The sequence below is a fragment of the Mesorhizobium sp. M0983 genome (assembly GCF_040318975.1).
Lineage (GTDB): Bacteria > Pseudomonadota > Alphaproteobacteria > Rhizobiales > Rhizobiaceae > Mesorhizobium.
Genome location: NZ_JAMYNH010000002.1, coordinates 403210 through 428689 on the forward strand (window position 1 = coordinate 403210; position 25480 = coordinate 428689).

A 25480-nucleotide genomic window follows, 5' to 3' on the forward strand; every position below is an offset into this window, starting at 1 on the left:
AGGCTCGTCCCTTGCTGCCTGATGTTACGCCGGCTCAGTTGGTGAGCGCGAACGTCTCGAGCTTGGCGGCATTGTCGCCATTGACCAGGACGCAGTCCATCAGCTGCTTTTCTTCGGCGGGAGACTTCTTGTTCTTGATGAAGTCGTTGGCCTGCTCGACCGCCATCTGCGCCTGCGCGAAGGCCGGCTGCAGGACCGTCGCCTTGATGCCGCCGGAGGTGATCGAGTCGCGCACGTCGTTCGACCCGTCGAAGCCGACGACGATGACGTCCTTGCGGCCGGCAGCCGCGAGTGCCGCATAGGCGCCCATCGCCATCGTGTCGTTGCCGGAGATCACGCCCTTGATATCGGGATTGGCCTGGAGGATCGATTCCATCTTTGAATAGGCCTCGGTCTGGCTCCAATTGGCCGACTGCTGCGCCACCATCTTCAGGTCCGGATAGTCGTCGATGACGTCGTGGTAACCCTTGGAGCGGATGCCGGCATTGGTGTCGGATTCCTTGCCGACGAGCTCGACGAAATTACCCTTCTCGCCCATCAGCTTGACGAATTCCTGCGCGCCGAGCTGGGCGCCCTGATAGTTGTTGGAGACGATCTGCGCGACGGCAACGCCGGTGGCATTGATCTCGCGATCGATCAGGAATGAAGGAACACCTGCGTCCTTGGCCTTCTGCACGGCGGCAACGGTGGCGTCGGCGCCGGCATTATCGAGGATGATTGCCTTGGCGCCGCGGCCGATCGCCGTGTCGATAAGTTCGGACTGCTTGTTGGCATCGTCGTCATGGACGAGCACCAGCGCCTCGTAGCCGAGTTCCTTGGCCTTGGCCTCTGCGCCGACAGCTTCCGCCTTGAAGAACGGATTGTCATGCGAGGGCGTGATGATGGCGATCAGATCCGCCGCATAGGCGGGTGCGGCCGTGCCAAGCGCCAGCATGCCGGCGAAAGCCGCAAGCGTCATTCTGCGTGTCAGTTTCATGTATTCCTCCCGTTGAAAACCCGTGCCTTGATCCCAAGGCTATATGCATTCAATTCGTTAGCCAGCGCGGATCGCGGCTCGCGTCAGGTTCACAAGCCCTTTGCCGGCTTCACCTCGATCGATCGTCTCCCCGCTATCCTCCACTCGTCCCAGGCCCTGAGCTTGCTGCGAAGCTTGACGGTCCGAGCCATCGAACAGCTAAGCTAACTGGTATGATGAGTCAATGACAATTTCAGGTGATATGTTCCGGAAGACGCGTCGCGCCCTCAGGTGATGCGCTGAATGCTCGCGGCAATCTCCTCCGGCTCGAACACCCGCTTCCAGTCATCGCGCATCAGCACCGGCTTGCCGAACTCTATCGCCTTGTTGCAGGCGTCGGAGAACACGCCTTTGGTCTCGCCGAAGATGACGGCGCCAAGCACGTTCATATGGCCAAGCAGGAAGTCGAGCGCCGCCTGCTTGTCGACCCCGCGCGCCACCACCTCGTCGACGGCCTCCTTCATGACGACGAGCAGCGAAGCGCATACCGTTTCCGAAAGGCCGGGCTCGAGCAGCGCCATTTGATCGACAGTGACGCGATGCGAGCGCATGACCGGGGCCCAGATGATCTTGGCGATCGCCTCACCCTTGGCGAAATCTTCCTCCGGTCCCTGCATCAAGGCGCTGACCATGTGCTGCTTGGCCTTGACGCCGCCGAAATAGTCCTTCTTGGCCGCCATGTCGGTCTCGTCGTTGAAGATCGGCGGGTGGCACGGGTGGGTGACGAAATAGGTCAGGTCCGGTCGCTGCGGCAAATGCCCGGCGAAAGGTGCCGCGGCGTCGAGCACGACGACCATCGTGCCTGATGGAAGCTTGCTCTCGATGCTCGCCGCGACCTTGCCGATATGCGTATCCGGCACCGCCAGGATCACCACATCAGCGCCATCAAGCGCCTCATCGGCGCTGACGGCATCGATGCCGAGGCCCGACTTCAGCCGCTCGCGGCCGGCGTCGCCGACCTCGACATGGCGTACCGTATAGGGAGATCCGCGAAAATTGGTCGACAGGCGGTAACCCATTTTGCCGCCAGCACCAAACAGCGCAATCGTTGTCATTGTCCGTTACTCCTGATTTCCAACGACCGCCCTGCCGATCGTCATCCCATTGACTTGTATGCACATTGCCGCCGGCTGGCGGATTAGAAAAGGCGGGGAGCCGCCGCTCAAATGACGATGCCTGGACGATGTCCCGGGCGCTCGGATGTCCAGCACAGCGCAGCTATGCGGGGCAATGCTACCTCAGGTACATATTATACCAGCATACCAACTTGGCAAGCGGCCGTGGCACGGCTCTGCGCCACCGGCGAGCCGCAGCAATCGCTTGGGTTTGGCCGTCGTTTACCTCCTGTTCAATGGCAATGAGCGATCATCGCGCTGAACTGCCAATCGGGCGGGATGATTCGCAGCGAACAAAGGCCCATGCTCGAGACTTCACTCTACAGCCCGGTCAAGACCTTCCTCGAAGGCCTGGGATTCATGGTCAAGGGCGAGATCGGCGGCTGCGATCTGCTGGCGCTGAGTGCCGACTCTCCACCGATCGTCGTCATCTGCGAGCTAAAGCTGAAGTTCAATCTCGAGCTGGTCCTTCAGGGCGTCGACCGTATGGCGGTGAGCGACGAGGTCTGGCTCGCAGCATGCATGTCGGGCCGTGGCAAAGGCCGTGAGAGCGATGTGAGGTATCGCAATCTCTGCCGTCGCCTCGGCTTTGGCCTGCTTGGCGTGCGGACGAACGGCGAGGTTCAGGTGCTGCTCAGCCCGACGGCATTGGCTCCGCGTAGGGATTCCCGGCGCCGCTCGAAACTAATCGACGAACATCGGCGTCGGCAGGGCGATCCTGTCGCCGGCGGCGGCTCGCGTGCGCCGATCATGACCGCCTATCGCCAGCAGGCCCTGGCATGCGCCGCAGCACTCGCGGACGGCCCAAAGCGGCCGCGTGACTTGAAGCCCAACCTGCCGAACGCGCCCAAAATCCTGCTGCACAACGTGTATCGCTGGTTCGCGCGCACCGATCGCGGGATCTACGAACTGACCACTCAGGGCCGTGAAGCATTGCAGCGCTGGCCGCAGCCCCATCGCAGCCACACCGCTGGCTGAGACAGGCAACGCCGGATTTCGCGCTCGCTTCCGCGACAATCACGGCTTCGGCAAGACTGCAACCTCCGTGACGGAACCATATTTCGACACGAGGGTTGTGTCGTCACCGAATTGATCGTCCCTGAGCAAAACGGAAGGAAAGGCCATGCGGCTATCGACGACAATTGCCACACTCTCGGCACTGGCTCTTGCCTCGCCGGTCTATGCGCAATCCGTGGGACCAGAGCTTGCCCCTGTCCCGCCGACGGCCCCGCAAACCCTGCCAGAGCAAGCCACGCCCGAAGGGGCCACTCCCGACCAGGCTACACCTGACCAAGCCTTCTCCGCCCAGAATTTCACCGCAGTGACAATCGTGGCGATGGAGGATCTGCCTCCTGACATCAAGGCACAGGCGGAGGCCGTCGTCACCCAGACCAGCGCCGAGGATTTGCGTATCCTGCAAAGTTCGATCGACGCATCGCCGCAGGCGGCATCGGCACTGGCGGCGAACGGGCTTAATTCCACGCAGGTCGTGGCCGCCAATATCGACGGCGACGGCACGCTGACGCTGATCATCCAGACGACGACGTGAGCGGCTGAAAGCGGACAAGCCGGTTCCGGCATGGAACCGAAGCCCGCCTGGATCGCGGAGGACTGTCATGGCCGAGGCTGCAGTTCGCAACTTCACCATCAATTTCGGGCCACAACATCCCTCCGCTCACGGCGTCCTGCGGCTGGTGCTCGAACTCGACGGCGAGATCGTGGAACGCGCCGATCCCCACATCGGCCTGCTGCATCGCGGCACCGAAAAGCTCATCGAGTACAAGAACTACCTGCAGGCCCTGCCCTATTTCGACCGGCTCGACTACGTCGCGCCGATGAACCAGGAGCACGCATTCTGTCTCGCCGCCGAGAAGCTCCTTGAAATATCGGTTCCGAAGCGTGGGCAACTCATTCGCGTGCTTTTCTGCGAAATAGGCCGGCTTCTGTCGCACCTCCTCAACGTCACCACCCAAGCCATGGACATCGGCGCGCTGACGCCGCCGCTCTGGGGTTTCGCCGAACGCGAGAAGCTGATGGTCTTTTACGAGCGCGCGTCCGGCGCCCGCATGCACGCGAATTATTTCAGGGTCGGCGGCGTGCATCAGGATCTGCCGCCGGAGCTCCTCGACGACATCTGGAATTTCTGCGATCCGTTTCTCAAGGTCTGCGACAATCTCGAAGGGCTGTTGACCGAAAACCGCATTTTCAAGCAGCGCAATGTCGATGTCGGCGTGATCGGCCTTGACGATGCCTGGGCCTGGGCCTTCTCCGGCGTGATGGTGCGCGGATCGGGCGCCTCCTGGGATCTGCGCAAGGCGAAGCCATACGAATGCTATCCGGAGATGGATTTCGATATCCCGGTCGGCAAGCATGGCGACTGCTACGACCGCTATCTCGTACGCATGGAGGAAATGCGCCAGTCGGTCCGGATCATGCGGCAATGTCTGGAAAAGTTGCGCTCACCCGAAGGCCAGGGGCCGGTCGCGATCCCGAACCGCAAGATCACGCCGCCGCCGCGTGCCACGATGAAGCGCTCGATGGAAGCGACGATCCACCACTTCAAACTTTATACAGAAGGCATTCGCGTGCCGCGCGGTGAAGTCTATGCCGCCGTCGAGGCGCCGAAGGGCGAGTTCGGCGTCTACCTCGTATCGGACGGAGGCAACATTCCCTACCGATGCAAGATCCGCGCACCTTCCTTCGCCCACCTGCAGGCGATGGATTTCCTGTCCCGAGGCCATATGATCGCCGATGTTGCCGCGATCATCGGCTCGCTCGACATTGTGTTTGGAGAGATCGACCGCTAGGGCGGATCGAAGGGTGTTTGGAGAGATCGATCGCTAGAGCGGATCGAAGGGTGTTTGGAGAGATCGACCGCTCACCAGGTCGAAGGATCTTCCACGATCGCGGGATTGTTCGTCCTTAGCCAGATCTCACCTGCCTGGACGGCGCTCGAACGCCCGTCGGACGAGGGCTCTCAATTGCGGCGGGCCAACTCAAATTCTCACATCAAAGACGGACGCATGGCCGCGACAAGGCGCAGCCAAGCGTCAAGGAGTTTCACAATCTGCGCGGCCTGACGGGGCACGAGTCCTTCCAAGTTCGGAAGCGCTCTCCACAGCGCGGAAAGAACGCGTGTTCCGCCGTTCCTCGTATCGCGTCAATGCACGATCAAGCCCTTCATCCAGGCAACAAATCTGTTGCCGCGAACTATCCCGCGCACCCTGGCAGCGGCCCATCGCGCTTGCATCGTGGCGCCAACGTGGCAATGGCAAACGATTTGGTGCAACTGCCGGTCGCTCAGTTCGAAGAAGCGCTTTGCCTCACCATAGGTATCGTCGTTCAAGCCCATGGCACGCAGAACCGGATCCTCGAAAGCGACAGTGAGCGGCGTCCCAGCGCCACGCGATCTGTCGCGCGCTTCCCTGTTCATATATTCGGTGCCTGGAAGCGCCCCAAGGCATCGCGTCGGGTTTTGCTCGAGAAGTTCTGCCCAACGTTCAATCCGCTGGTTTCGGCTCATCGCCGGATACGCCGCGAAGGACTCAACTTCCGCGACGGCATGCAGTTGGTCGAGTGTTTGATGTTTCATGGTCGGCTCCTGTCGACAGGTGAATTCGCCCACGCCTATATGAGCAATTATCGCGCCGTGGAGCGCTGACAAGGCCGGATCACCGCAACATGAGGCGTACGGATCACCTGCCCGGTGAAGCGGCGCTCGGTTCCAACGCGCCGGCGCCGCTCAGTGGGTTCGACGTCGCCCCGTTAACCGAACCCATTCCGGGCAGGAACTTTTGCGGAAGCTCGCGGTTTGGCTTTGCGTCCGCCCCGGCGGCTGCAATATCAGTCTTGAAAGCCATTCCGTTGGACACGAAGCCTCAAAGCGTCGAACAAGACGTCGAGCCTGTAAATGAAACTCGGGAGCAACCGGCCCGGGTTCGAGAATCTCGTGAGCGATCGGCAGAGCCGCGGCAGGAAAAGCCCGACGGGGATGCCTCGCAACGAAAGGCCGGTCTGCTCGGCTTTCCCAAGCGCCATCCCTATGCGACGGCGGCGGTTGCGCTTGCGCTGTTGCTCGTCGCGGCAGGCGTCGTGATCTGGTGGCTGAACGCTCGCCAGTACGAATCGACCGACGACGCCTTCATCGACGCCCGCACGGTGACGATCGGCGCCCAAATCGCCGGCCGCATTACCGAGCTGGCGGTTAGCGACAATCAGCACGTGCAGGCAGGTGATGTCCTCCTGCGCATCGACGACAGCGACTATCAGGCAAATCTGAAGCAGGCCGATGCCGGCGTCGCCGCGGCCGAAGCCGAAATCGTCAATGTCACCGCTCAGATCGAGGCTCAAAACGCAAAGGTGAACGCTGCCCAGAGGCAGGTTGCACAGGCCAAGGCAGCGCTGGATTTCGCCAAGGCAGAGGATCAACGCAATCGCGAACTCCTGGCCAAGGGCACGGCAACGCAGCAGCAGGCGCAGCAAGCGGCATCGACGCTGCGTCAGGATCAGGCCGCGCTGGACAGTGCCGAGGCCAATGTCGCCTCAGCAAAAAGCCAGGTTTCGGTCTTGCAGGCACAAGCCAGGAGCGCCGAGGCGCAGCTCGAACAGGCCAAAGCCAGCCAGGAGCAAGCACGCACGACGCTGTCGCGCACGACCATCACAGCACCCGCAGCCGGGCGGGCAACGAGCATTTCGGCCGCTGACGGCACCTACGCCCAACCCGGCCAGGTATTGATGATGTTCGTTCCCGACGAGGTCTGGGTGAGGGCCAATTTCAAGGAGACGCAGCTCGACCTGATGCGGCAGGGACAACCGGTCGACATCGATATCGACGCGTACCCGGACAAGTCCTTCCATGGCCGCGTCGACAGCATCCAGGCCGGCAGCGGCACCGCCTTCAGCCTCCTGCCGGCTGAAAATGCCACCGGCAACTACGTCAAGGTGGTGCAGCGCGTGCCGGTCAAGATCGTCTTCGACAAGCCGCCGGATGTGCTTCTCGGCCCAGGGCTGTCGGTGGTGCCGACGGTCAAGGTGCGATGAACGGCGAAGCAGCCAGAAATCAGGGCGAAAGCCGATCCGCCGCCGGGACGCACAATCCCTGGCTCATCGCCATTGTCGTTTCCATCGCCACGTTCATGCTGGTGCTGGACACCTCGATCGCCAATGTCGCCCTGCGCAACATCGCCGGCAGCCTGGCGGCCGGAATGGACGAAAGCACCTGGGTCATTACCACCTATCTTGTGGCCAACTCGGTGATCATCCCGGTCAGCGGCTGGCTGGCAAGCGTCATCGGCCGCAAGCGCTACTACATGCTTTGCGTGGCGACCTTCACCGTCGCGTCGCTGCTGTGCGGACTGGCGCCCAACCTGGAACTGCTCATCCTGTTCAGGATCCTTCAGGGCCTCGGCGGCGGCGGCATGGCGCCAAGCGAACAATCGATCCTGGCCGATACCTTTCCGCCGGAAAAGCGCTCGCAAGCCTTCGCGCTTTACGGCATTGCCGTCATCGTCGCACCAACGGTCGGGCCGACGATCGGCGGCTGGCTGACGGACCATTTCTCCTGGCACTGGATCTTCTTCATCAACGTGCCGTTCGGCATCCTTTCGCTGGCACTGGTGCAATGGCTGTTGGTCGAACCGGACGTACTCGAACGCGAACGCAAGGAACGGCTGAAAGGTGGCCTGAAGATCGACGGGGTCGGGTTCGTCCTGGTGGCCACCGCATTGGGGTGCCTGGAGATCTTCCTCGACCGGGGCCAGCGCTACGATTGGTTCGCCTCGGATTTCATCACGACTTTCGCAGTGATTTCCGCGATCGCGTTTCTGCTGCTTATCCCATGGGAAATCAGTCACAGCGATCCGGTCGTCGACATGCGCCTATTGTTCACGCGCCAGTTCGGCACGGCCTTCCTGGTTATGATGGCGGTCGGTGCTATCCTGTTCAGCACCACCCAGATCGTGCCGCAGCTGCAGCAGACGACATTTGCCTACACCGCGACGCTGTCGGGCCTTTCGATGATGCCGGGCGGCATCGCCATGCTGATCTTGATGCCGGTGTCCGGATTTGTAGGCAGCATCGTGCAGCCCAAATACCTGATCATGGTGGGCATGTCGGTGGTCGCAGTCGCGCTTTGGCACATGACCTCGCTTACCCCGGACGCCAGCTTCCGCTTCTTTGCCTTTGCCCGTGTCTTCCTGATGGTCGGGCTGCCGTTCCTGTTCATTCCCATCTCGACCGCGGCCTATGTCGGCCTGCCCCCGCAACAGACCAACCAGGCATCGGCGCTGATCAACGTTGCACGCAATATCGGCGGCAGCATCGGCGTCTCGCTGTCCAACACCGTCATTGCGCAAAGCTCCCAGATCCATCAATCGAATCTGGTCGGCCACACCGTACAATCGTCGCCCGCCTATCAGCAGGTGCTTAGGCAGGCGACCGAGCATTTCGTCGCTCATGGTTCGCCGCTGGTCGAGGCGAAGCAGCAGGCGATCGGCTGGCTCGGCCAGTTGATCGCCCGCCAGGCCACGCTGCTCGCCTACGTCGATGTCTTCCGCTATTGCGCGGTGGCAACCGCCCTGCTCGTTCCGCTTGCCCTGCTGCTGCGGTCAGGCAAGTCGGGCAGCAGACACGAGAATCCGGAGATGGGCTGACCCGCAGGCGCGACGGTGTGGTTCCAAAAACGAGGAAGCCGGGAACCAGCTGACCCATTGCGTTGTTCTGCGCCAAGAGGAGATGATCACGATGGCCACTATTCCCACACCCGAGCCAACACCGACCCCGGTACCACCGCCTCCCATCCCCGATCCCAAGCCCGTGCGTGAGCCGGACCCCGACAGGCTCCCCGACGAGGACCCCATTCCCAATCCGGATGAAAACGATATTCCGCCGAAGCGGATGTCTTTCAGCCGGCAGTTGCCGTGATCGTTCTGCAGCCTGTCTGGCGATTGCTTGCGCCAGCGGCGCCGCCTGTCAGATTTCGAGCATGGCGTAGGGGCGGCCGGTCGGCTTGGCGACATGCATGGCAACGTTATAGACCGACGCTCCGCCCGGCGTACGGCCCTCATAGGCGCCACGATGCGCATGGCCATGCACCACTGCGCTGACCTGGAACCGGTCTATTGTCTCGGCCAGGCGTGACGAACCGAGAAACGGGAAAATCTCCAGCGGCTCGCCTTCGACCGTCTCGACGACAGGCGCGTAGTGCAGAACGACAAGCGTGCGTTTGGCGCGGACCTGCCGCATCGCGTTTTCAAGCCGCATCGCTTCGTTCACGCTTTCCGCCACCATCGACTTGATCGCCGGTTCGCCAAAGGAGCCGAGCATGCGCGATCCAAAACCGCCAACGAAACCCTTGACCCCAACGAACCCGACCTCGTGAATCTCCGTCGCCTCGCCGTCGAGGAGATGAACGCCCGCCTGACGCAAAATGTCGGTGACCTGCTCGACGGCGCCTGACTCATAGTCGTGGTTGCCAAGTACGGCGACGACCGGGATCGTGCAGGCACGCAGTTCCTCGGCAAGGATTTCGGCCTCCCGAGGCTTGCCGAGATTGGTAAGGTCGCCGGTCAGCACGAGAACCTGGGCTTCGCGCGACATCTCGCCGAAAAGATCGCGGTACGACGCCTGGTCCTCCTTGCCGACATGCAGATCGCCGATGGCGGCGACCTTGAGTGTGCCGCCGTTTTCGGCCTTTGCCGAAGCAGATTCGAGCTCGTCAGCCATCGCTATATTCTCCTTCACCGCCGACGTCGGCAAAGCCCCATTGCTTGACGTCGATCTCATAGTCGGTTCGTGAAAGCATGCGCCCGCGGCAGATCCGCATCCGGGAAGGCGGCAATTCGCGCTGCTTGGCCAGCCGGTCGAGCAACTCGTCGAGCAGCCACGCGGGCACACGGTCTCGCTCCGTCGGATAGATCCATCTGAAGTTCAAGAGATGCATCAGCAAGACTTCCCAATGAACTTCCATGTAGGAAAGCAGCCTTTGCCAGTCGATCTGGTCGTGCGCCTTGAGGATGGTGTGCGCGACGTCGGCGCCATCATGCCGGCCGCGGTCCTGGATGAAGCATTTGGACCAGATAAGCTCGGTTGGGCCGATGATCCGCACGTGGCTGCCCAGCAATTCGGCCTGGCGAGCATGCTCCAGCCACTGGTCGTCGACAGGCATTGTGCCGTTCATCGAGGTGAAGATGACGTCGAAAAAATGCGTGCCCCTGAACACCTTGCCGAGCCACCGGTCGTCCTCGACCACGACCGCATAGCCGATCTGCTTGAAATGGGCGAGGATGCGCGGGCAGTCGCCGGCCTTGCAGAAAATGTCGAGATCCTTGGTCGGGCGGATGATCCCGGTATAGGCGCTTACGGCATAGGTGCCGGCGACGAGAAAGGGGATGCCCGTCGCGACAAGCTCGCGGATCGCTTCGATATAAAAGACCTCCGCTTCGGCATTGCGAGGCGTCGGGGCGGCTTTTGGATCGACCGACGGAACGGATGCCGGGATGGCGCTTTCCGGTGGGGGATTGATGATCATAGCAAATGGCTCCTGGCCCGGCAGACCAGCAGCCGCCTGTATCTAATAGCCAAGCATGCCCGATGGTTCCCGCCGCTGCGTGCCACCGCCGCTCTCGCCTGCTGCATCAGGCGAACACGCCGCGGTGGCGGGCCTTCGAAGCGGTCATGGCTCTCGGCCGCGGCGGCAGCCATAAAGAGACATGTGAGCGGTTATTTTTGGCGTCAAGATCGCAGCGCGCTTCGGCCTCAAGCGCGTCGAGGCGTAGTGGGCCCGCTATCATTCTCGGGTCCGGAAAGGATTGGTTTCAACATGGTTCCCGAGCTGTCGGAGGCGCTGCGCACCCGGCGTAACAGCCACTTGAGCGCCCGTAGCCAAACCGACTCTGTTTTCCGGAACGCTGCAGGCGGCGTGGCGAAAAGGCCATTCTCCATTTTGTAGTTCCTCACTGTCTCAGTCCAATCAGCGTTCTTCAACGAGCAAAACTTGTGTTGGTTCCGCGTCGCCATCGGCGGGAGCACGGGCTGGACAGGCGAAGCCATCATTGGTGGGTTCAAGCAGGCTAGCCTTCTGCAGCGAGATCAGCGCCTCGCGAGATCAGGGGCCTCGGCGATCAAGTCGCGGAATTAAGCCACTAGCCGGCGGGATTCAGCTCGTATCCTGATGCGCCGGCTCTGGACACGGCCCGCGAAGGCTGAAATTGTTACCGGCATTTCCAGTTGCAAATTTGATTGGGCGCGGCGGGGATGGCGCTGGTTTCTGAAGACATTGCCAGCCATCCGGCACTGCGTCGCCATGTCCAGGCTCAGTCGCGGACGCTTCTCCAAACCTATGAAGCGAACCCGCGGCTGGCCTCCGTATTCGCCACGCAACAGCGTTGGCTGATGGCCCATATCGGCCTTGGCTTGTATTTCAATCGAGAGCCGGACGATCATCGCAAGGGACTTACGTCTGCACGGTTCATGGACGACATCTGCCGGCATTCGGTGGCCAGCCGCAACACCGCCGACGCCTTCCTGAAGGAGATGCTGCATTACGGTTTGATCCGGCATCTGCCGATCAAATACGGGCGCATCCGCCCCTTTGAGCCGACCGCGGGCACTCTGGAGACGGTTGCCGGCTGGGTCATGGCGCATCTGAAAACGCTGGACAGCCTGGACAATGGATTTCGACTGGCTGCATTCGTCGCACAACCGGACCTGCTCGCCAAACTGCAGCCGCTGGTGGCCGACGGCCTGCTTTCGTCGCATGCCGTGCGGGAGCCGAGACAGACCTTTTCCTTGTTCACCTGGCTCGACAATGGCGGCATCGTCATGGATTGGCTGATGTCTGGCGTCGATCCCGATCATGCTGACCTGGACCGAATTCCGACCGGTGTCGTCTCAATCGGAGATTTCGCGAACTGGCTCAAGCTTTCCCGGACCCACCTGTCACGCAAATTGCGCGATGCCGAGGAACTCGGCAGCATCGGCTGGTTGGGCCAGCGGGGTCACTCGGTCATGTGGGTGTCGAGCGAGTTCTATCAGGAATACATGACCGCCCAGGCGGTCAAGCTCGCCATCATCGATGCAGCCTTCGACAATTGTGTTGTAACTTCCGAAGCCAGCTGAACGGCGAGCCGAACGCCGTCGTGGCGGCTTTGGCGCCGCCGCGACGAAGGTTTGGCATTTCAATCGATGTCGAACGAAACGCCCTGGGCGAGCGGCAGCGCCTTGGAATAGTTCACCGTATTGGTAGCGCGCCGCATATAGGCTTTCCAGGCATCCGAGCCCGACTCGCGGCCGCCGCCGGTTTCCTTCTCGCCACCGAAGGCCCCGCCGATCTCGGCCCCCGAAGTGCCGATATTGACGTTGGCAATGCCGCAGTCCGAACCGTCGACGCCGAGGAAGCGCTCGGATTCCTGCAGGTCGCGGGTGAAGATGGACGACGACAGCCCCGCGCCGACCGCATTGTGCTCATAGAGCACGGCGTCGAAATCCGAATATTTCATCACATAGAGGATCGGCGCGAAGGTCTCTTCGGTCACCGGTGACACCTGCTTCGGCATTTCGACCAGCGCCGGACGCACATAGTAGGCCTCAGGCTGGCCGTTCTCGACCCGCATTCCGCCGGTTATCTTACCGCCATGCGAAGCCGCCTCCTCCAACGCCTTCTGCATGTTGTCGTAGGCAGCCTTGTCGATCAACGGGCCGACGAGAGCGCTTGTCTCCAGCGGATTGCCGACCGAGACGCTTTCATAGGCCTTCTTCAGGCGCGGAACGAGCTGGTCATAGACGCTCTCATGTACGAACAGGCGCCGCAGCGTCGTGCAGCGCTGGCCGGCCGTGCCCATCGCTCCAAAGGCGATGGCGCGGAGCGCCATGTCGAGATCGGCCGTCGGGCAGACGATGCCGGCGTTGTTGCCGCCGAGCTCCAGCACGGCACGGGCAAAGCGCTTGGCCAGCCGTGGGCCGACATCCCTGCCCATGCGCGTCGAACCGGTGGCGGAGACCAACGGCACCTTCGGATGGTCGACCAGGATCTCGCCGACGGCGCGATCGCCGATCAGCACGGGCGCCAGCCCTTCCGGCGCATCGCCGAAACGCTTTGCCGCGCGCTTGAAGATCGCTTCGCAGGCGAGCGCCGTCAGCGGTGTCTTCTCGGACGGCTTCCACACCACCGCGTCGCCGCAGACCAGCGCCAGCGCTGCATTCCACGACCAGACCGCCACCGGGAAATTGAAGGCCGAAATGACGCCGACGACGCCGAGCGGATGCCAGGTCTCCATCATGCGGTGGCCGGGGCGCTCGGTGGCGATGGTCAGGCCGTACAATTGCCGGGAGAGACCGACGGCGAAATCGCAGATGTCGATCATCTCCTGCACTTCGCCAAGACCCTCGGATGGAATCTTGCCGACTTCGATCGATACCAACCGGCCAAGCTCGGCCTTGTGGGTGCGCAATTCCTCGCCGAGCAGCCGTACCAGCTCTCCACGCTTGGGAGCTGGCACCTGCCGCCACGCCAGGAAAGCCCTGTGCGCGTTGTCGATGGTCGTCGCCGCATCGGCCGGCGAGATGGTCTTCAGCGCGGCGATCTGCTCGCCGGTCACCGGGCTGCGCACGATGAGATCGCCGCCCGTAAGCGCGCCCTCGGCAACGCCCAGTTTCGCCAGAAGCCCGGCCGTTTCCTTCGCAATCGTCATTTTCATCCCTTTCAGATCCCGTCGCTCATATGGCGTCGGTCAAAGCCTTGTGCCACGCCGTCTCCGTGCCGATCGGCACATCGGGCACTGTCATGGCGTGGCATTACTCGTTTCAGGGAAAAATCGCCACCCCGGCATGGTCTAAGCAAAGGTCAGACCGTTGAACCAGGCGGAGGCGTCGGATCAATGCGCCGTTTGCTTGGCGCCTTCTTTCATCAGCCGGTCGATATGCATGCGGATATGCGCCGCCTCGGCGGCCGTATTGGCAAGCGCGATGGCGCGGTCGAAAGCGACACGCGCCTCCTCGCCGCGGCCAAGCTGCATCAGCAGGCCGCCCTTGAGGCCGAAGAAGTGGAAATAGCCGGAAAGCCTTTGCTCCAGCGGCTCGATCATGGCGAGTGCGGCTTCCGGCCCACGCACCTTGGAGACGGCGACGGCGCGGTTGAGCGTCACCACCGGCGACGGCTGCATCTGCTCGAGCAGGCCGTAGAGCAGGTCGATCTCGTTCCAGTCCGTATCCTCGGGCTTTTCCGCCCGTGCATGCAGCGCGGCGATCGCCGCTTGCACCTGGTAGGGACCGGGCTTGCGATGGCGCAACGCCTTATCGACCAGCGCCAGCCCTTCATCGATCATCTTGCGGCTCCACAGGCTGCGGTCCTGGTCTTCGAGCAGCACGATCTCGCCGTTCTCGTCGAAGCGAGCCGGCGCGCGTGCATGCTGCAGCAGCAACAGCGCCGTCAGTCCCATGATCTCCGGCTCGGTCTGGAATAGCCTGAGCAGCAGCCGGGCCAGCCGGATCGCCTCTTCGCAAAGCGGCGCACGCGCCGACGCCTCGCCGCTGTTGCTGGAATAGCCTTCGTTGAAGATCAGGTAGACCATGGCGGCGACGGCGGCGAGCCGTTCGGAGCGCTCGACCGCTCCCGGCGTCTCGAACGGCACCCCGGCGTCGGCGATACGCGCCTTGGCGCGCGTGATACGCTGCTCCATGGCGCTTTCACCGACGAGGAAGGCGCGGGCGATCTGCTTGACCGTCAGGCCGGAGACGATGCGCAACGCCACCGCGATCTGCTGCGTGGCCGGCAGATCGGGATGGCAGCAGATGAACAGCAGCCGCAAAATATCGTCGCGGTAATGCGCACCGTCCAGCCGCTCGGCGATGTCGCTCTCGGCATCTTCCAGATCGGAGATCTGGTCCTCCTCCGGCAGCGGCGCCTGCTTGGCGCGCTTGCGCACCGCATCGATGCCGCTGTTGCGGCCGACGAAGATCAGCCAGGCTGCCGGATCGCGCGGCGGGCCGTTTTTCGGCCAGTTGTTCAGTGCCCTCAGGCAGGCGTCCTGGAATGCTTCCTCCGCCGCGTCGAGGTCGCGGAAGTAGCGCAGCAATGCCCCCATCGCCTGCGGGCGAGCGGTGCTGATTGCCGTGCTGATCCAGGCAAGTTCGGTCATGCGGAAACCTTGGCGGGGTTGAAGAGCGAGACCGGCCGGATCTCGTAGGAGCCGCCGCTCGGGTTGACCTCGGAAAGCTCGCGCGCGAAGTCGACGGCCTCGTCGAGGTCGGCGCATTCGAGCGTGTAGAAGCCGAGGAACTGTTCCTTGGTTTCGGCAAACGGGCCGTCGATGACGATCGATTCGCCCTTGACCTTTCGCAGCGTTGTCGCCGCCGTCGTCGGCAAAAGCCGCGCCACGGGGCCAAGCCGCCCGGCGTTGGCATATTTCTCTTGTACGCCGATAAGTTTTTCCATGACGGCATCGTCCTGCTCCTTGCTCCAGGAGCAGACGACGTCTTCAGAGGCATAGCAGAGGATCGCGTAGAGCATGGGTCGTCCTTTTCTCTGTCAAAGGACGAAACACTAGGACCGATCCCGACATGGCGTCGACAAAAAAATACGCCCCCGGTCCTGCGTCATTCCCTCGCCTTCAGCCATCTCAAGACCAGGGCCTCCTCGTCGTCGAGCCCGGCGATCGAGCGCTTGCCTCTGTTGGCGTCCGCCATTTCGCCAAGCAGCCCTCCTTCGGACCAGGCGCGGAAGACTTCCGGATGGATGTAGCAGCGGCGGCAGACGGCGCGCGTATTGCCGAGCCGCTCGGCAACCTTGTCGATGACGCCGTTCATCGCCCGCTTTTGTTGTGCCTGGCCTTCCGGGCGTTCGGTTTGCGCAAACAGCGACGCCGCGTGGATGGTTCCGCCCCACGTTCTGAAATGCTTGGAGCTGAACTCGACGCCGGCATTCTCCCTGATATAGCGGTTGACGTCGTCGGAGCGCACCGGATGCCTGTTTCCTTCCTCGTCGAGATACTGGAACAGTTTCTGGCCCGGCAGGTCCTGCGCTCCACGCACGATCTTGGCGATCCGGCGATCGACAAGCTTCAATCTCCATTCCTTGCCGGATTTGCCGATGAAGGCAAAACGCAGGCTCGAGCCCTTGATGTCGACATGGCGGTCGCGCAGCGTGGTCAGCCCAAAACTCTTGTTATCGCGGGCGTAGGCGGCGTTGCCGACGCGGATCATCGTGTTGTCGAGCAGCCAGACGATGGCCGCAACGACGCGTTCCAGCGGCAGGCCGTGACGGCGCAGATCGGCATCGATCTGCCGTCGCAATTCGGGCAGGCTTTCGGCGAAGGCGATGAGGCTCGAGTATTTGACCCCGTCACGCTCCTCCGCCCAGTGCTGATGATAGCGGTATTGCTTGCGCCCGCGCTGGTCCCGACCGGTTGCCTGAATGTGACCGTCGGCATCCGCCGAGATCCACACATCCGTCCAGGCCGGTGGAATGGCGAGCGCCTTGATGCGTGCCAGCGCGTCCTGGTCGACGGCACGTCCGTCGGGCCCTTTGTACGAGAACCCGTTGCCTGAACGCAGCCGGCGAATACCGGGTTCGGTGTCGGCGACATAGTTGAGCGAGGCCCGAACGGCCGAGGCGTGCGCGCCGTTCTCCAGCGCTCCGTTCCGCGGCACCCCGTTCTTTGGTGCAGCTTTCCTAACAGCCGATCGGCCAGACGACGACCCGGATTTGTCCAGCATGTCCTCTCCACGGAATTTCCGTAGATAAGCCGCCTGCTGGCTGCGGGTTCCACCGCCTTTTGATTGCCAGGACAGATTAACGACGACGCCGTGCAACGAGGAGGTGCCGTCACGCCTTTTCGAGCACGACCGGTATGACGTCGACTGCCTGCTCGCCAACCTGCCCGCCCGTGGTTTTCAGCACGCCGACGATCGGCGCCACATCGGAGTAGTCGCGGCCATAGCCGACCGTGATATGATCGTTGCTAGCGCGCATGCCGTTGGTCGGATCGAATTCCTGCCAGCCGGCATCGCGCCCGCACCACACCTTGACCCAGGCATGCATGGCGTCGGCGCCTTCGAGCCGCGGCTTCCCACGCGGCGGGATGGTGCGTAGGAATCCGCTGACATAGCCTGCAGGAATGCCGAGGCCACGCAGGCCGGCGATCATAATATGGGAAAAATCCTGGCAGACGCCGCGCTTCAGGCCGAAGGCGTCGCTGGCCCGCGTCTGCACCGTGGTCGCCTCGCCGTCATAGGTGAAATCGCGGTGAATGCGGTTGCACAGAGCCATGGCCGTGCCGACCGTCGAACTGCTGGCACTGCCTTTCGCATAGGCAGTGATTGCCGGGTCGATGCCGGCATGATCGCTGGCGGCCAGAAAGTGATGCGGCGAAGCCGGCGCCAGCGAGTGCACCGCGCCGAGTTCTTCCCTCAGCCGGCGTAGGTCGGGCGATACGTCGAGCCCGGGCTCCGGCCGCGACACTGAAACACGCGCGCTCATCCTGATGTCGAGCGCATCATGTGCGTCACGAAAGGCGATCGAGGTGACACTGTTGCCGAAAAAGTCGGAAAAGTCGGAGCGTTCGCTGGGCGCCGGCACAAAAGACAGTGAAGCGGCGATGACGCGCTGTACGCCAGGGATGGTCGGCGGCAGCACACGCACCTGATGGCGGCCGCCGCCGGCCGCCGCATCATAGTCGTAACGCAGGTGAAGCCTGATGTCGTAGAGCATGCCGTCTCTACCCGAAATAGGCTTTGGAGAGGCTGTTGTAGAGGCCGCCGATTTCATTGGCGAGATCGCTGAGGGCCTTGGCCGTCATGTCCGAGGGCTCCCTGATGGCGATCGACGTGTTGAGCTGCAGGATTTCCTTGGCCGCCGGCGACATATGGCCTTCACCGCCGACAGAGGGCAGCAGCGCGATTTCGGCCTTCAGCCGTTCGAGCTGGAACAGGATTGAGCGCGGGTTGAGCGGATCGAGCGCCAGAAGGTCGACCACGGTACGCCGTCCCGCCTGCACCGGATATTGCCGGCGGTGGGTCATAACGCTGTCGCCGATCTCCAGCATCATGTCGAGCGCGCCTTCCGGCGCCTCGGCCCTGGTCAGTCGGGCGAGCGTGCGGGCGATCTGGATGCCGCGTTCGAGCCTGCGGCCGATTTCCAGGAAACGCCAGCCGGCGAAACGGTACATATTCTCGTGCAGCAGGCCGGAAAACCCGGCCAGCTTGCGCAGGATGACCGTCATTGCCCTTGTCGCGTCGTCGCCCGGCGCCACTGTCACGGCAAATTGATGGATCGTCTTCGACAGGTCCTTCAATGCCAGCCAGCCATCGGGCGAGAAGCGGTCGCGGATCTGCCCGGCGCTGTACACGGCGCTGTCCAGCGTGCCGATGAGCCCCAACGGGATTGCCGTCTCGACGTCGATACCGAACGGCGCGAGATAGTCCCTGATGTCGGCGAGCAGCGGCATCTCGGGATCGGATGTCTCGGCCAGCCGCACGTGGTAGGCGCGCAGGATGCGCACCGTGTCTTCCGATCGCTCGATATAGCGGCCGAGCCATGTCAGGTTTTCCGCCGCGCGGCTGGGCAGGCTGCCCGGCAAGGTTCGGGTGAAGCTGTCATGCTCCTGCGGCAGCAGCGTCTCACGCTCCACCGGCCTGTCGCTGACCACCCAAACATCCGCCGCCTGGCCGCCGCGCTGCATGGCGATGGCCGTCGGGTCGAGCGAGAAGCCGACACGGGCAAAACCGCCCGGCATCACGGTCCAGCCTTCCGGCGTCCGCGCCAGATAGACGCGCAGGCTTGCCGGCCGCGGCTCCAGCCAGCCGCTGACATAGACAGGAGTGGTCGACAGCGTCACCGCTTCCTGGCCGACAAAGTCGCCGCCGTCTTGTTCGATCCGGGCGACGAGCTCGGCCCGTTCCTCGGCCGACAGCGCTGACCCGAGCTTGGTCGAGCCGTCGTCCTCGAAGGCAAGCCGCGTCGACAGTGCCGGGCCGATCACCATGCTATCGATATTGGCGAGCACATGTTCGCGCTCCGTATCCTGCCCGCACCACCATGTCGCGACGGTCGGCAGCAGCAGTTCCTCATTGCGCAGGGCGCGCGAAATCTTCGGCAGGAAGGCGAGCAGAGCGCGCGTCTCCATCAGGCCGGAACCCAGTGCATTGACGGCCGAAACCGCCCCTTGCCGGACCGCTTCGACCAGCCCCGGCGTGCCGATCTGCGAGTCCGACCGCAACTCGAGCGGATCGGCAAAGGCAGCGTCGAGCCGTCGCCACAAGACGCTGACCGGCATCAGCCCCGAAACTGTGCGCACCATCAGCCTGCCGCCGGAGACAGTCAGGTCCTCGCCCTCGAGCAGCATGATGCCGAGATAGCGGGCGATATAGGCATGTTCATAATAGGTCTCGTTCAGCGGTCCCGGCGTCAGGATGGCGACACGGCCGCCGGCTTGCTTGGCCATGCCGATCAGCGCATCGCGAAAACGGCGGAAGAAACCGGCCAAGCGGTGCACATGCATCTCGCCGTAAATGTCGGACAGTGCCCTTGTGGTGGCGACGCGGTTTTCCAGCGCAAAGCCGGCGCCCGATGGCGCCTGGGTGCGGTCGCCAAGCACCCACCAGCGGCCGTCCGGGCCACGACCGAGCTCGAAGGCGCAGAAATGCAGGAAATGGCCGCTGGCAGGCCTGGTGCCGACGACCGGCCGCAAATATTCCGAGCTGGCCGCGATCAATCCAGCCGGCAGAATGCCTTTCTCGACCAGCCGGTTCGGCCCGTAAATGTCGGCGATGGTCTCCTCGAACAGATCGGCGCGCTGGACCAGGCCGGCGCTGATGTCAGCCCATTCCTCCTCCTCGATCAGCAGCGGCACATGCGCCAGCGGCCATTCCCGCTCATTGGCGCCGGCCTTGTCGTAGACGCGGTAGTAGACGCCGGCATCGCGCAGGTACTGGTCGGCGCGGGCAAAACGCTGGGCAAGCTTTTCCGGCCCCAGGTCCTCCAGTGCCTCGATGAAGTGCCGCCAGGCCGGCCGCGGATTGCCCGACGCATCGACCATCTCGTCGACGACGCCGTCGATCGGTTGATAGTGCTCCAGCAGACTGTGGGTCTGCGGCTTGCTGCGCAGCTTTTTGTGATTCCCCTTCGCCATGGCTGATCAGAGTCTTTGCGGCCGCCGAAGGTCAAGGGTCATCGGGAAATCTTCAGAGGCTTCTTCGTTGCGCAGCACATAGCCGGACGGAGTATGGCCAGGCGGCTCGAAGCGGGCGAGCCGCCGCGCCTCCGCTTCATTGCCGTTGACCGGGAACGTGTCGTAGCTGCGCCCGCCGGGATGTGCCACATGGTAGACGCAACCGCCAACCGCGCGGCCCGACCAGCGGTCATAGATATCGAAGACCAGCGGCGTGTTGACCGGCAGCGCCGGATGCAGGCCCGACGCCGGCTGCCAGGCCTTGAAGCGAACGCCGGCCACCGCGATCTCGCGGTTGTCGGTCACCTTCATCGGCACCCGGCGGCCGTTGCAGACGACGGCGTGACGTTCCGGGTTGAGCCCCTCGGTCTTCACCTGCAGCCGTTCGACGGAGGAATCGACAAAGCGCACCGTGCCGCCGATCGCGCCTTGCTCGCCCATCACATGCCAAGGCTCCAGTGCTTGCCTGAGCTCCAGCTTGATGCCGGCATGCTGGACCTCGCCGCAGAACGGAAAGCGGAATTCGAGCTGGGCGTCGAACCATTCCGGACGGAACGCAAAGCCGTTCAGCTTGAGGTCGTCCAGCACATCGAGAAAATCCGCCCAGACATAGTGCGGCAGCATGAAACGGTCGTGCAGCGAGGTGCCCCAGCGTACGAAGCGGCCGTCGAGCGGGTTCTTCCAGGCCCGGGCGATGATGGCGCGCACCAGCAATTGCTGCGCCAGGCTCATGCGCGCGTTGGGCGGCATCTCGAAGCCGCGGAATTCGACCAGCCCCAGCCGGCCGGTCGGCCCGTCCGGCGAAAACAGCTTGTCGATACAGATTTCGGAGCGATGCGTATTGCCCGTCACGTCGGTCAGGAGGTTGCGGAACAGCCGGTCGACCAGCCACGGCAGGGGTGCCGCGCCCTTGTCCGGATGTGGCACCTGCGCCATCGCGATATCGAGTTCGTAGAGCGAATCGTGTCGTGCCTCGTCGAAGCGCGGCGCCTGGCTGGTCGGGCCGATGAACAGGCCGGAGAACAGATAGGATAGCGACGGATGCCGCTGCCATTGCAGCACCAGGCTCTTCAACAGGTCGGGGCGGCGCAGGAACGGACTGTCATTGGGCGTGGCACCGCCGACGACGACGTGGTTGCCGCCGCCGGTGCCGGTGTGACGGCCGTCGATCATGAATTTGTCGGCGCCAAGCCGCGTCTGCCGCGCCTCTTCGTAGATCGCCGTGGTCGTCGCCACGCAATCCTGCCAATTCGCGGCGGGGTGGATATTGACCTCGATGACGCCGGGATCGGGTGCGACACGGATGACATTGAGGCGCGGATCGTGCGGCGGGCCGTAGCCCTCGATATGCACCGGCAGGCCGATAGCCCTTGCCGCGTTCTCCGCCGCCGCGACCAGTTCGAGATAATCCTCCAGCGCCTCGACCGGCGGCATGAACACACAAAGCCGTCCGTCGCGCGGCTCGACCGAAAGCGCTGTGCGCACGGCGCCGCCGATCTCGGTAATCTCCTGTTCGACGCGGTCTTGCTGGCCGGTAACGGCCGTGAAGGAGACCGCCTGCTGGCGTCGCGCCATTTCGTCGGCGCCTTCCAGTTCGGCCGGAGCGGGCGAAGAAGCAGCACCGGGCAAGATCGCCTCACGCGCCGGCAATGGTCCGCGCGGCAGCGATGGATCGACCGGTACGATATAGGGGAACTGCGCCGGCGGCACATAAGGCAGCGTGCCGAGCGGCAGGCGGTAGCCGACCGGCGAATCGCCGGGCACCAGGAACAGCCTGCCGCGCCGCGTCTTCCACTTCTCCGAGCGCCAGCGCGGTCCGGAAGCCTGGCTGTTCCAGCGCTGGACGGGCAGCACGTAGCCCGACGGCTTGGTCAGCCCGCGTTCGAACACCCGCGCCATGCGGCTGCGCTCCTCCGGGTCCTCCAGCTTCGAATTGGAGGGATCGACATTGTCCGGCAGCTTGCCTTCCTTGAGCAGCCATTCGGCCGGATCCTCATAGGCTTCGCTGACCATCGTCTTGTCGATGCCGAGTTCGTCGGCAATCGCGGTCAGCAGGCTCTCGGCCTGCTTCGGTCCGACATCCGCCTCGCTCTTTTCATGTGCGATCAGTGACGGATCGCTCCACACCGGCTCGCCGTCGGTGCGCCAGTAAAGCGAGAACGTCCAGCGCGGCAGGCTTTCGCCGGGGTACCATTTGCCCTGTCCGTAATGCAGGAAGCCGCCCGGCGCGAAGCGTTCGCGCAGCCGGCGGATCAGCGCATCGGCCTTTTCGCGTTTTGTTGGCCCGACGGCGGCGGTGTTCCACTCGGCCGCCTCGAAATCGTCGATTGAGACGAAGGTCGGCTCGCCGCCCATGGTCAGCCGCACGTCGCCGGCCTGGAGTGCTGCATCGACCTCGACGCCCAGCGCGTCGAGCGCCTGCCAGCTCTCGTCGGAGAACGGCTTGGTGATGCGCGGATGTTCGGCGATGCGGTCGACCCGCATGTCGAAGCCGAATTCGACATTGGCGAAGCTCGCCATGCCGGAGATCGGCGCGGCATTGCGGAAATGCGGCGTTGCCGCGAGCGGCACATGGCTTTCGCCGGTAAGCAGGCCGGAGGTCGGGTCGAAGCCGATCCAGCCGGCGCCCGGCAGATACACCTCGCACCAGGCATGGAGGTCAGTGAAATCGGTCGCCGTACCGGGCGGTCCGTCGAGCGCGACGAGGTCGGGTTTGAGCTGGATCAGATAGCCGGAGACGAAACGCGCGGCGATGCCGAGGTTCCTCAGTATCTGCACCAGGAGCCAGCTCGAATCGCGGCAGGATCCCTTGCCGGCGGCCAGCGTTTCCTCGGGCGAGAAGACGCCGGTTTCCATGCGCACGATATAGGCGATCTCGCGCTGCAGCCGCGCATTGAGGTCGACGACAAAATTGACGGTATTGGTCGCACTGCGGTCGATGGTTTTGAGGAACGCCTGCAACAGTGGCCCTGCCGGTTCCGGCGTCCGGTAGATGGTCAGATCGTCCCTGATCTCTTCCGGGTATTCGAACGGAAACGTCTCGGCCGACGGTTCGACGAAGAAATCGAACGGATTGTAGACCGTCATGTCGGCAACGAGATCGACCTCGATCTTCAATTCCGTTACCGGCTCGGGGAAGACGAAGCGGGCAAGGAAATTGCCGTAGGGGTCCTGCTGCAGATTGACGAAGTGGTTTGCCGGCCCGACCTTCAGCGAATGGCTGAGCACTTTGGTGCGGGAATGCGGCGCAGGCTGCAACCTTATGACTTGCGGGCCCAATACGACCGGCCGGTCGTATTTGTAGTGGGTCAGGTGATAGACGGCTGCCAGAATTGCCATGGTGCCCCTGAAGTCGGCGTTTCAAAAGGAGTTCGCTGAACCCTGACACGAATGCTGACCATTCTCCAAGCAGAGATGTTGCGCTGCACCTAAATTAAGCAGCCTTCACAGCCTCACAAACGGAGCGCCGACCCTGGGATTCCGCAGCGTGGCGGCAGACGTTGCAACGCTGCAGAGCCGAAGGCCGGTGGGTCAGCACCGGGCACTGTCCCGCCGATATCGATGATCGGCAACCCGCGCGACGCTTGGTCGAAAAGAGCTGAAAAGAAAACCCGCCTCGGTGGGCGGGTCGTCGGTGCCAATTAGCACCATAGCCAAATTAGTAGCATAGCTGCCGGCACAAAGCAAGAACAAAATGTGGCACCGTCGGCGAAAATTGCCGATCTGCCGCTTTGCGAGGGAAGATGCGAAGCACGGGCATCCTTGGAGCGGAGAACACCTGAACCCTAAAAGAACGCCTGCAACCCGGTCTGCGCCCGTCCGAGGATCAGCGCATGCACATCATGCGTGCCCTCATAGGTGTTGACCGTTTCCAGGTTCTGGGCGTGGCGCATGACGTGGTAGCCGATCTGGATGCCATTGCCGCCATGCATGTCGCGGGCCTGGCGGGCGATGTCGAGCGCCTTGCCGCAATTGTTGCGCTTGACGAGTGAGATCATCTCCGGCGCCATCTTGCCTTCATCCATCAGCCGCCCGACGCGCAGGCTGCCCTGCAGGCCGAGCGCGATCTCGGTCTGCATGTCGGCGAGCTTCTTCTGGAAAAGCTGCGTGCCGGCCAGCGGCTTGCCGAACTGCTTGCGGTCGAGGCCATACTGGCGGGCGCGGTGCCAGCAATCCTCCGCCGCGCCCATGGCGCCCCAGGAGATGCCGTAGCGCGCGCGGTTGAGGCAGCCGAACGGCCCCTTCAAGCCCGAGACATTGGGCAGCAGCGCGTCCTCGCCGACTTCGACGCCTTCCATCACCACTTCGCCGGTGATCGACGCTCGCAGCGACAGCTTGCCGCCGATCTTCGGCGCCGACAGCCCGTTCATGCCCTTTTTCAGGACAAAGCCGCGAATCTCGTTGTCATGCGCGGCCGATTTTGCCCAGACGACGAACACGTCGGCGATCGGGGCGTTGGAAATCCACATCTTCGAGCCGGAGATCCTGTAGCCGCTCGCAGTCTTCTCGGCCCGCGTCTTCATGCCGCCCGGGTCGGAACCGGCATCCGGCTCGGTCAGGCCGAAGCAGCCGATCCATTCGCCCGACGCCAGCTTCGGCAGGTATTTCTTGCGCTGCTCTTCCGAGCCATAGGCATGGATCGGATACATCACCAGCGACGACTGCACGCTCATCATCGAGCGATAGCCGGAATCGACGCGTTCGACCTCGCGCGCCACCAGCCCGTAGGTGACGTAGTTGGCGCCGAGCCCGCCATATTCCTCGGGGATGGTGATGCCGAGCAGACCGGCCTCGCCCATTTCGCGAAAGATCCCGGCGTCGGTCTTCTCCTCGAGATAGGCTTCCTCGATCTTCGGAGCGAGCTTGTCGGCGGCAAACGCCGCGGCGCCATCACGCACCATGCGCTCGTCTTCCGAAAGCTGGTCCTCGATCAGGAAAGGATCGTCCCAGACGAATGCATTCTTATCGGCGGCCATGGCTCTCGGTCTCCCAAACTCATGCATGTCGCCCAAAGCTTGCCCACGGGCCTGACCCGAGGGTGTTCGGCAGCTTGGGGATAACGACATGCATCAAACAGAAATCTTGAAACGCGCGGCTTATCGGCTTCCGTCCTGAAAAAATCAAACGAAATAGCTTCGCCGATCCATGTCGAGCGCCGCCTTCTGACCTGGCGTAGCCCGGCTCGCGAA

The 25480-nt window shown here is 63.1% G+C and carries 19 protein-coding genes; 6 read left to right on the forward strand and 13 right to left on the reverse strand.

From position 1 onward, the window contains the following. Window positions 1–34: 34 nt before the first annotated feature. Both NKH71_RS05620 and NKH71_RS05625 read right to left on the reverse strand, forming a co-directional pair. Window positions 35–976, reverse strand: a complete 942-nt coding sequence (locus NKH71_RS05620; protein WP_023675475.1) for a D-ribose ABC transporter substrate-binding protein — start codon at window positions 974–976, stop codon at window positions 35–37. A gap of 266 nt (window positions 977–1242) precedes the next feature. Beyond that, window positions 1243–2070 carry a phosphogluconate dehydrogenase C-terminal domain-containing protein gene (locus NKH71_RS05625; RefSeq protein WP_023720261.1) on the reverse strand — a complete coding sequence of 276 codons (828 nt, stop codon included), beginning with the start codon at window positions 2068–2070 and terminating at the stop codon, window positions 1243–1245. A gap of 363 nt (window positions 2071–2433) precedes the next feature. Between NKH71_RS05625 and NKH71_RS05630 the strand changes: the two genes are divergently transcribed. The 3 genes from NKH71_RS05630 to NKH71_RS05640 all read left to right on the forward strand — a co-directional run bounded on the left by NKH71_RS05630 (window position 2434) and on the right by NKH71_RS05640 (window position 4937). Further along, a complete protein-coding gene (locus tag NKH71_RS05630; protein ID WP_352494791.1) occupies window positions 2434–3108 on the forward strand; it encodes a DUF2161 domain-containing phosphodiesterase in 675 nt (224 codons plus the stop codon). A gap of 145 nt (window positions 3109–3253) precedes the next feature. Then, complete coding sequence (locus tag NKH71_RS05635) at window positions 3254–3679, forward strand: hypothetical protein (protein WP_023720258.1); 426 nt, start codon at window positions 3254–3256, stop codon at window positions 3677–3679. Between the two features lie 67 nt (window positions 3680–3746). Further along, a complete protein-coding gene (locus NKH71_RS05640; RefSeq protein ID WP_352894630.1) occupies window positions 3747–4937 on the forward strand; it encodes an NADH-quinone oxidoreductase subunit D in 1191 nt (396 codons plus the stop codon). A 353-nt stretch (window positions 4938–5290) separates the two neighbouring features. Here the strand turns inward: NKH71_RS05640 and NKH71_RS05645 are convergent, their stop codons facing one another. After that, window positions 5291–5722: a hypothetical protein gene (locus NKH71_RS05645; protein ID WP_023720256.1), complete on the reverse strand. Its 432-nt coding sequence runs from the start codon at window positions 5720–5722 to the stop codon at window positions 5291–5293. Window positions 5723–5994: 272 nt separating this feature from the next. Here NKH71_RS05645 and NKH71_RS05650 point away from each other — a divergent pair, with 272 nt between their 5' ends. Both NKH71_RS05650 and NKH71_RS05655 read left to right on the forward strand, forming a co-directional pair. After that, entirely contained in the window at window positions 5995–7170 is a 1176-nt protein-coding gene (locus tag NKH71_RS05650) for an HlyD family secretion protein (RefSeq protein WP_352481994.1), read from the forward strand. Further along, window positions 7167–8780, forward strand: a complete 1614-nt coding sequence (locus tag NKH71_RS05655) for a DHA2 family efflux MFS transporter permease subunit (protein ID WP_352481992.1) — start codon at window positions 7167–7169, stop codon at window positions 8778–8780. The genes NKH71_RS05650 and NKH71_RS05655 overlap by 4 nt, the downstream gene beginning before the upstream one ends. A 319-nt stretch (window positions 8781–9099) precedes the next feature. Here the strand turns inward: NKH71_RS05655 and NKH71_RS05660 are convergent, their stop codons facing one another. Together NKH71_RS05660 and NKH71_RS05665 are read right to left on the reverse strand one after the other, a co-directional pair. Beyond that, window positions 9100–9852, reverse strand: coding sequence for a metallophosphoesterase family protein (locus NKH71_RS05660; RefSeq protein ID WP_254817011.1), 753 nt, complete (start codon window positions 9850–9852; stop codon window positions 9100–9102). Next, window positions 9845–10657: a nucleotidyltransferase family protein gene (locus NKH71_RS05665; protein ID WP_023720252.1), complete on the reverse strand. Its 813-nt coding sequence runs from the start codon at window positions 10655–10657 to the stop codon at window positions 9845–9847. Before NKH71_RS05665 ends, NKH71_RS05660 begins: the two co-directional genes overlap by 8 nt. 725 nt (window positions 10658–11382) lie before the next feature. On the opposite strand from NKH71_RS05665, the gene NKH71_RS05670 reads away from it, so the two are divergent. Continuing rightward, the gene (locus NKH71_RS05670; protein WP_352787847.1) at window positions 11383–12246 is read left to right on the forward strand and encodes a hypothetical protein; all 864 of its coding nucleotides are present in this window, start codon (window positions 11383–11385) and stop codon (window positions 12244–12246) included. Window positions 12247–12305: 59 nt separating this feature from the next. On the opposite strand, the gene amaB is transcribed toward NKH71_RS05670, so the two are convergent. From amaB to NKH71_RS05710, 8 genes are all read right to left on the reverse strand, one after another. Then, window positions 12306–13817, reverse strand: coding sequence for an L-piperidine-6-carboxylate dehydrogenase (gene amaB, locus NKH71_RS05675; protein ID WP_352787850.1), 1512 nt, complete (start codon window positions 13815–13817; stop codon window positions 12306–12308). A gap of 183 nt (window positions 13818–14000) precedes the next feature. Further along, window positions 14001–15263, reverse strand: coding sequence for an RNA polymerase sigma factor (locus NKH71_RS05680; protein ID WP_352787853.1), 1263 nt, complete (start codon window positions 15261–15263; stop codon window positions 14001–14003). Continuing rightward, window positions 15260–15634, reverse strand: a complete 375-nt coding sequence (locus NKH71_RS05685; protein WP_023720249.1) for a YciI family protein — start codon at window positions 15632–15634, stop codon at window positions 15260–15262. The genes NKH71_RS05680 and NKH71_RS05685 overlap by 4 nt, the downstream gene beginning before the upstream one ends. 86 nt (window positions 15635–15720) lie before the next feature. Then, entirely contained in the window at window positions 15721–16839 is a 1119-nt protein-coding gene (locus NKH71_RS05690; protein WP_023720248.1) for a DNA topoisomerase IB, read from the reverse strand. Between the two features lie 109 nt (window positions 16840–16948). Beyond that, window positions 16949–17833: a transglutaminase family protein gene (locus NKH71_RS05695; RefSeq protein WP_023720247.1), complete on the reverse strand. Its 885-nt coding sequence runs from the start codon at window positions 17831–17833 to the stop codon at window positions 16949–16951. 7 nt (window positions 17834–17840) lie between these two features. Beyond that, window positions 17841–20252: a circularly permuted type 2 ATP-grasp protein gene (locus tag NKH71_RS05700; protein WP_023720246.1), complete on the reverse strand. Its 2412-nt coding sequence runs from the start codon at window positions 20250–20252 to the stop codon at window positions 17841–17843. Window positions 20253–20258: 6 nt separating this feature from the next. After that, window positions 20259–23630, reverse strand: a complete 3372-nt coding sequence (locus NKH71_RS05705) for a transglutaminase family protein (protein ID WP_352787855.1) — start codon at window positions 23628–23630, stop codon at window positions 20259–20261. A 446-nt stretch (window positions 23631–24076) separates the two neighbouring features. Further along, window positions 24077–25267 carry an acyl-CoA dehydrogenase gene (locus tag NKH71_RS05710; RefSeq protein ID WP_352787857.1) on the reverse strand — a complete coding sequence of 397 codons (1191 nt, stop codon included), beginning with the start codon at window positions 25265–25267 and terminating at the stop codon, window positions 24077–24079. Between the last annotated feature and the right edge of the window lie 213 nt (window positions 25268–25480).

Bases quoted from the DNA above. Each gene is read 5' to 3' on its own strand.
- NKH71_RS05645 (WP_023720256.1), bottom strand. From the start codon at position 5,722: ATGAAACATCAAACACTCGACCAACTGCATGCCGTCGCGGAAGTTGAG.
- NKH71_RS05655 (WP_352481992.1), top strand. From the start codon at position 7,167: ATGAACGGCGAAGCAGCCAGAAATCAGGGCGAAAGCCGATCCGCCGCC.
- NKH71_RS05710 (WP_352787857.1), bottom strand. From the start codon at position 25,267: ATGGCCGCCGATAAGAATGCATTCGTCTGGGACGATCCTTTCCTGATC.
- NKH71_RS05625 (WP_023720261.1), bottom strand. From the start codon at position 2,070: ATGACAACGATTGCGCTGTTTGGTGCTGGCGGCAAAATGGGTTACCGC.
- NKH71_RS05680 (WP_352787853.1), bottom strand. From the start codon at position 15,263: ATGACCGAACTTGCCTGGATCAGCACGGCAATCAGCACCGCTCGCCCG.
- NKH71_RS05700 (WP_023720246.1), bottom strand. From the start codon at position 20,252: ATGGCGAAGGGGAATCACAAAAAGCTGCGCAGCAAGCCGCAGACCCAC.
- amaB (WP_352787850.1), bottom strand. From the start codon at position 13,817: ATGACGATTGCGAAGGAAACGGCCGGGCTTCTGGCGAAACTGGGCGTT.
- NKH71_RS05630 (WP_352494791.1), top strand. From the start codon at position 2,434: ATGCTCGAGACTTCACTCTACAGCCCGGTCAAGACCTTCCTCGAAGGC.
- NKH71_RS05685 (WP_023720249.1), bottom strand. From the start codon at position 15,634: ATGCTCTACGCGATCCTCTGCTATGCCTCTGAAGACGTCGTCTGCTCC.
- NKH71_RS05640 (WP_352894630.1), top strand. From the start codon at position 3,747: ATGGCCGAGGCTGCAGTTCGCAACTTCACCATCAATTTCGGGCCACAA.
- NKH71_RS05705 (WP_352787855.1), bottom strand. From the start codon at position 23,630: ATGGCAATTCTGGCAGCCGTCTATCACCTGACCCACTACAAATACGAC.
- NKH71_RS05690 (WP_023720248.1), bottom strand. From the start codon at position 16,839: ATGCTGGACAAATCCGGGTCGTCGTCTGGCCGATCGGCTGTTAGGAAA.
- NKH71_RS05635 (WP_023720258.1), top strand. From the start codon at position 3,254: ATGCGGCTATCGACGACAATTGCCACACTCTCGGCACTGGCTCTTGCC.
- NKH71_RS05620 (WP_023675475.1), bottom strand. From the start codon at position 976: ATGAAACTGACACGCAGAATGACGCTTGCGGCTTTCGCCGGCATGCTG.
- NKH71_RS05665 (WP_023720252.1), bottom strand. From the start codon at position 10,657: ATGATCATCAATCCCCCACCGGAAAGCGCCATCCCGGCATCCGTTCCG.
- NKH71_RS05695 (WP_023720247.1), bottom strand. From the start codon at position 17,833: ATGCTCTACGACATCAGGCTTCACCTGCGTTACGACTATGATGCGGCG.
- NKH71_RS05670 (WP_352787847.1), top strand. From the start codon at position 11,383: ATGGCGCTGGTTTCTGAAGACATTGCCAGCCATCCGGCACTGCGTCGC.
- NKH71_RS05660 (WP_254817011.1), bottom strand. From the start codon at position 9,852: ATGGCTGACGAGCTCGAATCTGCTTCGGCAAAGGCCGAAAACGGCGGC.